Source organism: Streptococcus sp. 2741 (genome assembly GCF_013276315.1).
Lineage (GTDB): Bacteria > Bacillota > Bacilli > Lactobacillales > Streptococcaceae > Streptococcus > Streptococcus pseudopneumoniae.
In genome coordinates this window covers 1-11,168 of sequence record NZ_VMKU01000062.1, presented here as the reverse complement: position 1 = coordinate 11,168, position 11,168 = coordinate 1, and the positions used below count along the sequence as shown (strand labels likewise).

Genomic DNA, 11,168 nt, shown 5'->3' with positions numbered 1-11,168 from the left:
TAAGACTGACGAAGTCAGTAACCATATGTCTAAGGCAAGGCGACGTTGACGCGGTTTGAAGAGATTTTCGAAGAGTATTATAGTCTTTTCTAATAACAAGCCATAGTCACTTATAAGAATTACTAATAAAGCGTTTGAAGAGCATAACTGAAATAAAGCTATAAAACACGCTATACAAAGGATTTGAGGCATTTGTCTCAGGTCTTTTTCTTTTGTTTAAAACAGATATATAGTTTCAAACTATATCAAAGCCTAATTTTTTACAATTATACAGATGATTTCTTTTCTGTTAAGATAGTTTCAACAACAAATTTTGGAGGACACATCATGTCAACTACAATCATCGGTTTCCCTCGTTTGGGTGAATTCCGCGAATTAAAATTTACAACTGAAAAATACTTTAGAAAAGAAATCTCAGAGGAAGAACTCCTTGCAGCAGCAAAAGACTTGCGTGCTAAACACTGGAACATTGTCAAAGAAAAAGGCATCACTGAAATCCCATCAAATGACTTTTCTCACTATGACAACTTCCTAGATGCAGCTTTCCTTTTCAACGTAGTACCTGCATCCGTTCAAAACTTGAACTTGTCTGACCTTGAGCGCTACTTCGCTTTGGGTCGTGGTTACCAAGGAGAAAAAGGGGACGTTCGCGCCCTTCCAATGAAGAAATGGTTCAACACCAACTACCACTACATCGTTCCTAAATTTGAAAAAGACACTCAAGTAAAATTGGCTGGTCACAAAATCTTTGATGAGTTCCAAGAAGCTAAAGAACTTGGTCTCAACACTCGTCCTGTCCTTGTAGGTCCATTCACTTTCCTTCAATTGTCAGACTTTGAAGAAGGTGTGGAAGCAGAAGACTTCGTAGACAGCTTAGTTGCTGCTTACCAAGAAGTTTTTGCAAAATTGGCTGAACTTGGTGCAACTCGCATCCAATTGGATGAAGCTGCTCTTGTAAAAGACTTGACAGCTGAAGAAAAAGCTCTCTTCTTGAATCTCTACAACAAACTCTTGGCTGACAAAAAAGGTCTTGAAGTTTTGCTTCAAACTTACTTCGGTGATGTTCGTGACGTCTACGCTGACCTTGTAAACTTGCCAGTAGATGCTATCGGTCTTGATTTCGTTGAAGGTAAGAAAACTCTTGAATTGGTTAAAGGTGGTTTCCCATCTGATAAGACTCTTTATGCAGGTATTGTCAATGGTAAAAACATCTGGCGCAACAACTACGAAAAGAGCTTGGCTGTTCTTGAGCAAATCCCAGCTGAAAACATTGTCTTGACAAGCTCATGCTCACTTCTTCATGTGCCATTTACAACTGCTAATGAAGAATTTGAACCAGCAATCTTGAACCACTTTGCCTTTGCAGTTGAAAAATTGGATGAGATTCGTGATTTGGACGCTATCCGCAATGGTCAAGGTGAAGAAGCACTTGCCGCCAACAAAGAACTTTTTGCGACTGAGCGTGTGGGTGAAAATGCGGAACTTCGTGCTCGTATCGCTGGATTGACGGACGCAGACTACACTCGTTTGCCAGCCTTTGCAGAACGTGAAGCTATCCAAGAAGAAGCTTTCAAACTTCCAGCTCTTCCAACAACAACTATCGGTTCATTCCCTCAAACAAAAGAAGTTCGTGCCAAACGTTTGGCTTACCGTAAAGGTGAATTGTCTCAAGAAGAGTACGACGCTTTCCTTGCTGAAACGATCGATGAATGGATCAAATGGCAAGAAGATATCGACTTTGATGTCCTTGTTCACGGTGAATTTGAGCGTAATGACATGGTTGAGTACTTCGGTCAAAACTTGTCAGGTTACCTCTTCTCTAAAAACGGTTGGGTACAATCATATGGTATGCGTGGGGTGAAACCACCAATCATCTGGGGTGATGTCACTCGTCTTAACCCTATCACTGTTAAATGGTCTAGCTATGCACAAAGCCGTACAAACAAACCTGTTAAGGGTATGTTGACTGGACCTGTTACCATCCTCAACTGGTCATTCCCACGTGAAGACATCTCTATCAAGGATTCTACTCTTCAAATCGCCCTTGCTATCAAGGATGAAGTACTTGACCTTGAAGCTGCTGGTGTGAAAATCATCCAAATCGACGAGGCTGCTCTTCGTGAAAAATTGCCACTTCGTCGTAGCGACTGGTACGAAGACTACCTTGACTGGGCAATTCCTGCCTTCCGCTTGGTACACTCAACAGTAGCGCCAGACACACAAATCCACACTCACATGTGTTACTCAGAATTTACAGATATCATCCCAGCTATCGATAACATGGATGCAGACGTTATTTCCTTTGAAGCTAGCCGTTCAAACCTTGAAATCTTGGACGAACTCAAAGCGAAAAACTTCCAAACAGAAGTGGGACCTGGGGTTTACGATATCCACTCACCTCGTGTGCCAAATGAAGGCGAAATCGACAATACAATCGAAGCCATCCTTGCTAAAGTGCCAAGCAAGAAAGTTTGGATCAACCCTGACTGTGGTTTGAAAACACGTGGTATTCCAGAAACAAAAGAAAGCTTGATTCGCCTTGTTGAAGCAGCTAAAGCTGCGCGTGAGAAATTGTAAGATTGGATTTCTTGCTTGACACTGTCTGATCAAGAAGATGCTTAGCCTAGTTAGGTTAGCAATAATGAAATCAAAAAGAAAAGGATATTGACTATGTCACGCCAAACACCGTCACTCTCATTTGAAGTGTTCCCTCCAAACCCAGCCGTGGGTAATGGTAACATTATTTCAGCCTTGCAGGATATGCAGGAGTTGGCTCCCCATTTTATCAGTGTAACTGCCAGCAATAATAAATTTAATATCAAGGAAACGACGGTTCGTTTGGCTGATTTTATCCAAAATGACTTGGCGATTCCGACCATTGCTCACTTGCCAGCCATCTATTTGACTAAGGACAAGGTTGCTGAAACCATTGCTGACTTGGACAAGGTTGGAGTGCAGAAAATCTTGGCTCTTCGTGGGGATATTATTCCAGACGTGGAACCACAAAAGGATTTCCGCTATGCAACCGACTTGATTGAGTTCATCAAGGAACAAGCCCCTCACTTTGATATTGTTGGTGCTTGTTATCCAGAAGGCCATCCAGATTCACCAAATCAGATTTCAGATATTCAAAATCTTAAGAAGAAAGTGGATGCAGGTTGTTCGAGCCTCGTAACCCAGCTTTTCTTTGACAATGAGCGCTTCTATGATTTCCAAGACAAGTGCATCTTGGCTGGGATTGATGTTCCCATTCATGCAGGGATTATGCCAATTTTGAATCGAAATCAGGCTCTCCGCCTCTTGAAGACTTGTGAGAATATCCATCTTCCACGCAAATTTAAATCCATCTTAGACAAGTATGAGCATGACCCTGAGTCGCTCAGAGCAGCAGGACTTGCCTATGCAGTGGACCAAATCGTGGACTTGGTAACTCAGGATGTTGCCGGTGTGCATCTCTACACTATGAACAATGCTGAAACAGCAAAATACATCCATCAAGCAACCCATGCCTTGTTTAATCATCAGTCTCTAGGATAATAAAAAGAAAACCATTCTTCTCAAGTGAGGGGAATGGTTCCTTTTTAATGGTAAAGACCGCACTTTTTAAGAAAAATATGATAAAATAGACTCTGTACGTACTTGATACAAAGATGAGGGTATTTAGGTTTTAGAAGTTTGTTTAAAGTTGATTATTTTTTAAGCAAAATCTGATAATGTGTGTCTCAAAAAACACGAACGGAGTGAGTATTTAAAAGATATTTCACGCTATCGTGGTATCTTAGATGATAACAATATTATTATCTAAGGCAGGATTTTTGAGAGTAAAATAGTTCGGGAAACTATTTTAGCCTGAGCATAGAAATAAAAAGGCGAAGTAATTAAAAATTACCATTGAAATTCCGTTGGATTTCTAAAATCATCCACTGGATAATTTTAGCTCCCGTCCGCACTATTCCAGGGAAATATCAAAAAGATACTTAATTGAATTTTGGCCTCATTCCTTAGGAAAAAAGATAAGCTTCCTAGCACTCATCGAGTGCGGCGTCACCTTCCTATTTTTCTACAGAAATGTTCGGCAAGCCGAACCGTCCAAAATATCTTGCGTAACTGAACACGCCTACAACTCTGTGGAAAAAGATAAATCTACCTAGGAGCATTCGCTCCGTCGTTCGATTTCCTATTTTCCTTTGAGTTGCTTGACCTTGAGTAATTGAACCCGTCCGAAAAGCTATGTAAAAAAGATAAACTGTCTTGTCTTCATCGAAGACTTCGTCAGTTTCCTATTTTCACTTTGCTTTTGACGTCCTTAGTATCTTGTGTAATTGAACTCGCCTACAACTCTGTGGAAAAAGATAAATCTGCCTAGGAGCAGTCGCTCCGTCGTCCGATTTCCTATTTTCCTTTGAGTTGCTTAACGGCTTAGTATCTTGATCTTTGTAGGCAAGGCGTATAATTTCATCAATCCAAAGGGGATTAAAATGACAAAACAAGTGTTTCAAACGACTTTTGCGGGTCGTGAGTTAATTGTAGAGACTGGTCAGGTTGCTAAGCAAGCAAATGGCGCAGTTGTCGTGCGTTACGGTGAGTCAACTGTCTTGACTGCTGCCGTTATGTCTAAGAAAATGGCAACTGGGGATTTCTTCCCACTTCAAGTCAACTACGAAGAAAAAATGTATGCAGCTGGGAAGTTTCCTGGTGGCTTTATGAAACGTGAAGGACGTCCTTCAACAGATGCGACTTTGACAGCGCGTTTGATTGACCGTCCAATCCGTCCTATGTTTGCGGAAGGTTTCCGTAATGAAGTACAGGTGATTAACACCGTGCTTTCTTATGATGAAAATGCTTCTGCACCAATGGCAGCTATGTTTGGTTCATCCTTGGCATTGTCTATTTCAGATATTCCATTTGACGGTCCAATCGCTGGTGTCCAAGTGGGTTATGTGGATGGTCAAATCATCATCAACCCTACACAAGAACAAGCAGAGCAATCTCTCCTTGAATTGACAGTTGCTGGTACCAAGCACGCCATCAACATGGTAGAGTCTGGTGCTAAAGAATTGTCAGAAGAAATCATGTTGGAAGCGCTCCTTAAAGGGCACGAAGCGGTCAAAGAATTGATTGCTTTCCAAGAAGAAATCGTTGTAGCTGTTGGTAAAGAAAAAGCAGAAGTGGAATTGCTTCATGTAGATGCTGACTTGCAAGCTGAAATTATCGCAGTCTACAACAGCGACCTCCAAAAAGCGGTCCAAGTAGAAGAAAAATTGGCTCGTGAAGCTGCTACTCAAGCAGTTAAAGACCAAGTGACTGCTGTTTATGAAGAAAAATATGCGGACCACGAAGAATTTGACCGTATCATGCGTGATGTGGCTGAAATCTTGGAACAAATGGAACACGCTGAAGTGCGCCGTTTGATCACAGAAGATAAGGTACGTCCTGACGGCCGTAAGGTAGATGAAATCCGTCCTTTGGATGCGGTTGTTGACTTTCTTCCTCGTGTGCACGGCTCTGGTCTCTTCACTCGTGGACAAACGCAAGCCCTTTCAGTCTTGACCTTGGCTCCGATGGGAGAAACTCAAATCATTGATGGTTTGGATCCAGAGTACAAGAAACGCTTTATGCACCACTATAACTTCCCTCAATATTCTGTAGGGGAAACAGGTCGTTATGGTGCGCCAGGTCGTCGTGAAATCGGTCACGGGGCTCTCGGTGAGCGTGCCCTTGCTCAAGTCTTGCCAAGTTTGGAAGAATTCCCCTACGCTATCCGTCTGGTAGCTGAGGTCTTGGAATCAAATGGTTCTTCATCTCAAGCCTCTATCTGTGCGGGTACTCTTGCCCTTATGGCTGGTGGTGTGCCAATCAAGGCGCCAGTAGCAGGGATTGCCATGGGACTTATCTCAGATGGAAATAACTACACAGTCTTGACAGATATCCAAGGTTTGGAAGATCACTTTGGAGACATGGACTTCAAGGTTGCCGGAACTCGTGACGGGATTACAGCCCTTCAAATGGATATTAAGATTCAAGGGATTACTGCAGAAATCTTGACGGAGGCCCTTGCTCAAGCCAAGAAAGCGCGTTTTGAAATCCTTGATGTCATTGAAGCAACCATTCCAGAAGTTCGTCCAGAATTGGCTCCAACTGCTCCGAAAATTGATACCATTAAGATTGATGTGGACAAGATTAAGATTGTCATCGGTAAGGGTGGAGAAACCATCGACAAGATTATCGCTGAAACAGGCGTTAAGATTGACATCGACGAAGAAGGTAACGTATCTATCTACTCTAGCGACCAAGATGCCATCAATCGTGCTAAAGAAATTATTGCTGGTTTGGTTCGTGAAGCTAAGGTGGACGAAGTTTACCTTGCTAAAGTCGTTCGTATCGAGAAATTTGGTGCCTTTGTTAACCTCTTTGATAAGACAGATGCTCTTGTTCATATCTCGGAGATGGCTTGGACTCGTACCAATCGTGTAGAGGATTTGGTAGAAATCGGGGATGAAGTTGATGTTAAGGTTATCAAGATTGATGAAAAAGGCCGTATCGATGCCTCTATGAAGGCTCTTCTACCTCGTCCGCCAAAACCTGAGCATGATGAAAAAGGTGAAAAGTCTGAGCGCCCTCACCGCCCACGTCATCACAAGGATCACAAACCTAAGAAAGAATTTACAGAAATACCAAAAGATTCAGAGTAAGAAAAGGAGAAATGTATGGGGTGGTGGCGCGAAACCATTGATATCGTAAAAGAAAATGATCCAGCGGCCCGCACCACTTTGGAGGTTTTGCTGACTTATCCAGGTGTCAAGGCCTTGGCGGCCCACCGTCTCTCGCATTTTCTCTGGAAGTACGACTTCAAACTCCTGGCTCGTATGCACAGTCAGTTCTGGCGCTTTTGGACTCAGATTGAGATTCATCCAGGTGCCCAGATTGATTCAGGTGTCTTTATCGACCACGGTTCAGGCTTGGTGATTGGAGAAACAGCGATCGTTGAAAAAGGCGTTCTTCTTTATCACGGGGTGACTCTTGGTGGAACTGGTAAGGATGTTGGAAAACGCCATCCGACCGTTCGAAAGGGAGCTCTCATATCGGCTCATGCCCAAGTCATCGGACCAGTGGAAATCGGTGAAAATGCCAAGGTTGGTGCAGCAGCAGTTGTCGTGGCAGATGTACCTAGTGATGTGACGGTTGTCGGTATTCCGGCTAAGATTGTCCGCCTTCATGGTAAGAAGGATGAGCCTGTCATTCACGAAGTCGAAGAAAAACGAGAGTATTATGTTAATAAACTCGAGCAGGCTAAAGAAGCCAGTCATAGATCGTCTGGTTTGTAGAGGATACCTATATGATTCAAGCAAGAAACAAGTTAAGCCAAGAAGAGCTATCTGAGGCGAAAAAAGTAATTAACTGTTGCCAAAACTATGACGGTACCTATCGCGATCCCTATCTCTCTAACATGCTTAATTTTGACCCAAACATGCCCGCCTTTTTCCTTTATTATGAAAAAGGCGAACTTGTTGGTTTATTAACTGTCTATGCAGATGACCAAGATGTAGAAGTGACGATACTGGTTCATCCAGGTCATCGCCGTCAGGGGATTGCGCGTGCTTTGTTTACGAGTTTTGAGAAAGAAACAGCTTCTTTCTCTATTTGTTCAGTCACTTTTCAGACAGAGCGTATTTTTCTAGAGCGTCATCCTGATTTTGTCAATAATTGGGGATTGGTCGAGGATGAAGAGACAGAAACCTGGTTAGGTAAGGATAGAAGACCATATCAGTTAGCAAAACTTTCTAATCTTGAAGTTTTGTTAGCAGATAGTTCGTATCAGGAGCAAATTAGCCAGTTAAAATTTCAGGCATTTTCAGAGGAACATGAATCGAGAGAAGTTGTGGATAGATATGTCGCTGAAGCTCTGAAGGATCCAGAAAGTCGCTTATATATTTTGTTAAAAGACAGTCAGGTTATTGGAACTTGCACGGTAGATTTATCGACTAATACGAATTACTTCTACGGTTTAGCAATATTGGAACCTGAACGTGGGGAAGGCTATGGAAGCTACTTAGCAAAATCCCTTGTCAACCAACTAATTGAGCAAAATGATAAGGAGTTCCAAATTGCAGTAGAGGATAGCAATGTAGGTGCCAAACGTTTGTATGAAAAAATTGGCTTTGTCAAACAGACTCAGGTGGTTTATCTGAATGAGAAAGGAGCAAGGGATTCCGAAGTGTAGAGATATTCGGACTGAAATTCAATTGAACTCTTAGTGATGAAACTAAGTGTTCTTTGATTTTGGTTTTCCTGACTATTATTTTATGATTAAAATCTACGACACCATGTCTCGTGATTTGCGAGAATTTGTCCCAATCGAGGACGGCAAAGTCAAGATGTATGTTTGTGGACCAACCGTCTACAACTATATCCACGTGGGGAATGCCCGTTCAACGGTGACTTTTGATACCATTCGTCGCTATTTTGAGTATCGTGGTTATGAGGTTGCCTATATTTCCAATTTTACGGATGTAGATGATAAGATAATCAACCGTGCCAGGGAAGAAGGCATCACGCCTCAGGAGGTTGCGGACAAGTACATCGCTGCCTTTCGTGAGGATGTGACGGCCTTGGGCGTCAAACCTGCGACTCGCCATCCGCGTGTGGTGGAGTTTATGATTGACATCATCCGCTTTGTGGAAGATTTGATTGAAAAAGGCTTTGCCTACGAGAGTCAAGGGGATGTTTACTTCCGTGTGGAAAAATCCCACAACTATGCCAAATTGGCTAATAAAACCTTGGAAGATTTGGAGCTAGGTGCTTCAGGTCGTATCGATGAAGAAACGGCTCGTAAGGAAAATCCTGTAGACTTTGCCCTATGGAAATCTTCCAAACCAGGTGAGATTTCTTGGGATAGTCCTTGGGGACCTGGACGTCCGGGTTGGCATATTGAGTGTTCAGTCATGTCGACAGAGATTTTAGGTGATACCATTGATATCCACGGTGGTGGAGCTGACCTAGAGTTTCCACACCACACCAATGAAATTGCCCAGTCTGAAGCTAAAACAGGCAAGACTTTTGCTAACTACTGGATGCACAATGGCTTTGTCAATATCGACAATGTCAAAATGTCTAAGTCCTTGGGTAACTTCATTACGGTACACGATGCCCTTAAAACTCTTGATGGGCAAGTACTTCGTTTCTTCTTTGCGACCCAGCACTACCGTAAGCCTATCAACTTCACGGAAAAGGCAGTTCGCGATGCCGAGACCAATCTCAAGTATCTGAAGAATACTTATGAGCAACCATTTACAGGAAACGTGGATGCCCAAGAGTTACAAAACTTTAAAGATAAGTTTGTAGCAGCTATGGATGAAGATTTTAATGCTGCCAACGGTATCACAGTTGTCTTTGAAATGGCCAAATGGATCAACTCAGGGAACTATGATGCAAGTGTCAAGCAAGCTCTTGCAGATATGTTAGAAATTTTTGGAATTGTCTTTGTTGAGGAAGCTTTGGATGCAGAGATTGAAGACTTGATTCAAAAACGCCAAGAGGCGCGTGCCAATCGTGACTTTGCGACAGCAGACCAAATCCGTGATCAATTGGCTGCTCAGGGAATTAAGCTCCTTGACACCAAGGATGGAGTGAGGTGGACACGTGATTGATGTCAATCTCATTAATGGGATTGCGCTAGCCTTTGAAGGAGATGCGGTTTATTCCATGTATATTCGTCGTCACCTCATCCTCAAAGGCATGACCAAACCCAATAAACTCCATCAAGAAGCGACCAAGTATGTGTCGGCCAAAGCTCAGGCTAGCCTGATTTCCCTCATGTTAGAGGAGCAAGTCCTAACGGAAAGAGAAAAAGAAATCTACAAACGTGGCCGCAATACCAATAGCCACACAAAGGCTAAAAATGCCGATGTGGTGACTTACCGCATGTCCACAGGTTTTGAAGCTGTGATGGGCTATCTCCATATGACTGAAAATTTGGAACGTCTTGAGAGCTTGATTTGGTGGTGCATCCAAAAAGTGGAGGGCTAGGACATGATGACAAAAGAACTACAAGACTGGTTTCCTGAGGCTCAGATTTCAGACCAACCAGTAGAGAAAGAGGGCTATCTCACTCTCCCTTTAGCTTCTCAGCAGTGGATTTTGCTGGAGAAAGCTGGGCTCAGTGAGCGTGAAAAGCAGTTGATTTCCCTTTTGACCCAGCAGGAGCAGGCTCGTTCGCTCAATCCTTGGTATTCCTATCTGATTGAGGGGAAGGGTCAGGCACCGCAAACTTTTAAAAAGATTCAGTTGGTGTATTGCCATCTTTCCTATTTTCAGCAGGAAAATCTGGCTTCTTGGCTAGATATGATGCGGACTCTTTTTCCGAATTGTCAGACGGTGCTTCAGGTCGGAGCTCAGGATTATGTTTTCGTGCTGCAACAAGATAAGTACACCTCTGTACGTTCAATCTTATCTGATACGATTGAAGCGGTTGAGTATGACTTTGGACTTCGTCTCTCTATCATGTTAGGCCAGGTTTGGTCTCAGGCAAGACATCAAGCCCTATCAGACTTGATTAAAGCAGAGAGAGATTTGTTTAAGACTTGGTGGCGTCAGGGTCACCAAGGTGTTCATACTTTTTCACAGCTCTATCTTTGGAGTATGGGAGAAAGGCTCGTGGACTTGAAGCCAATCAAGGAATGTCTACACCAGATGATTTTGGACCAGGATCAGATTCAGGAAATCATTCTCTCCCTTTGGGAAAATAGTGCTGTCCTAACAAAAACAGCCCAGCAACTCTATCTGCACCGCAATTCTCTCCAATACAAAATTGATAAATGGGAAGAATTGACAGGGCTTCAGTTGAAAGAGTTGACCGACTTGACCTTGTGTTATCAATTGATTTTAGGTTCTTTGTCAACTATAGTTGGTTTGTAAAGAAGTTAATATTTGGAGAAGAGGATTGCCATCTTCTCCATTTTTATGTGCAGAGTTATAGTGGATTGAGGCTGTCAATCGAAAGTGATGATGTCCCAAAAAAATGGTGAGATTGAGGGCAATTATTTTGATTTCATCAGGGATTGCATGTTTTGGTTTTTGATTTCTGTTTCCGTGTCTGAAGGCTTCTTTTCCTTTCTGTTGATAGGCTAGTAGCAGACGATTGATTTGTCTTTCAGAAAGATTCAGTTCGA

9 protein-coding genes are annotated in these 11,168 nt (G+C 42.8%); 8 read left to right on the top strand and 1 reads right to left on the bottom strand.

The genetic code is table 11. The annotated features are described in order from the left end of the window. Positions 1-327: 327 nt before the first annotated feature. The 8 genes from metE (at position 328) to HT671_RS06880 (ending at position 10,914) form a co-directional block, all read left to right on the top strand. Entirely contained in the window at positions 328-2,577 is a 2,250-nt protein-coding gene (gene metE / locus HT671_RS06915) for a 5-methyltetrahydropteroyltriglutamate--homocysteine S-methyltransferase (RefSeq protein ID WP_138702999.1), read from the top strand. A 93-nt stretch (positions 2,578-2,670) separates the two neighbouring features. Next, positions 2,671-3,537 carry a methylenetetrahydrofolate reductase [NAD(P)H] gene (gene metF, locus HT671_RS06910; RefSeq protein ID WP_166735474.1) on the top strand — a complete coding sequence of 289 codons (867 nt, stop codon included), beginning with the start codon at positions 2,671-2,673 and terminating at the stop codon, positions 3,535-3,537. A gap of 941 nt (positions 3,538-4,478) precedes the next feature. Beyond that, the gene (gene pnp, locus HT671_RS06905) at positions 4,479-6,692 is read left to right on the top strand and encodes a polyribonucleotide nucleotidyltransferase (RefSeq protein ID WP_138703001.1); all 2,214 of its coding nucleotides are present in this window, start codon (positions 4,479-4,481) and stop codon (positions 6,690-6,692) included. A gap of 15 nt (positions 6,693-6,707) precedes the next feature. Beyond that, positions 6,708-7,325 (top strand): serine O-acetyltransferase, encoded by a 618-nt coding sequence (cysE, locus tag HT671_RS06900; RefSeq protein ID WP_023933244.1) that lies wholly within the window; start codon positions 6,708-6,710, stop codon positions 7,323-7,325. An 11-nt stretch (positions 7,326-7,336) separates the two neighbouring features. Further along, a complete protein-coding gene (locus HT671_RS06895; protein ID WP_166735473.1) occupies positions 7,337-8,221 on the top strand; it encodes a GNAT family N-acetyltransferase in 885 nt (294 codons plus the stop codon). Positions 8,222-8,303: 82 nt separating this feature from the next. Further along, entirely contained in the window at positions 8,304-9,647 is a 1,344-nt protein-coding gene (gene cysS / locus HT671_RS06890) for a cysteine--tRNA ligase (protein ID WP_050223374.1), read from the top strand. Next, positions 9,640-10,026 (top strand): Mini-ribonuclease 3, encoded by a 387-nt coding sequence (locus HT671_RS06885; RefSeq protein ID WP_101514389.1) that lies wholly within the window; start codon positions 9,640-9,642, stop codon positions 10,024-10,026. The genes cysS and HT671_RS06885 overlap by 8 nt, the downstream gene beginning before the upstream one ends. Positions 10,027-10,029: 3 nt before the next feature. Further along, a complete protein-coding gene (locus HT671_RS06880; protein WP_000988345.1) occupies positions 10,030-10,914 on the top strand; it encodes a PucR family transcriptional regulator in 885 nt (294 codons plus the stop codon). On the opposite strand, the gene HT671_RS06875 is transcribed toward HT671_RS06880, so the two are convergent. Further along, a partial coding sequence (locus HT671_RS06875) for a helix-turn-helix domain-containing protein (protein WP_172923098.1) occupies positions 10,894-11,168 on the bottom strand: 275 nt, incomplete at its 5' end. The genes HT671_RS06880 and HT671_RS06875 overlap by 21 nt on opposite strands.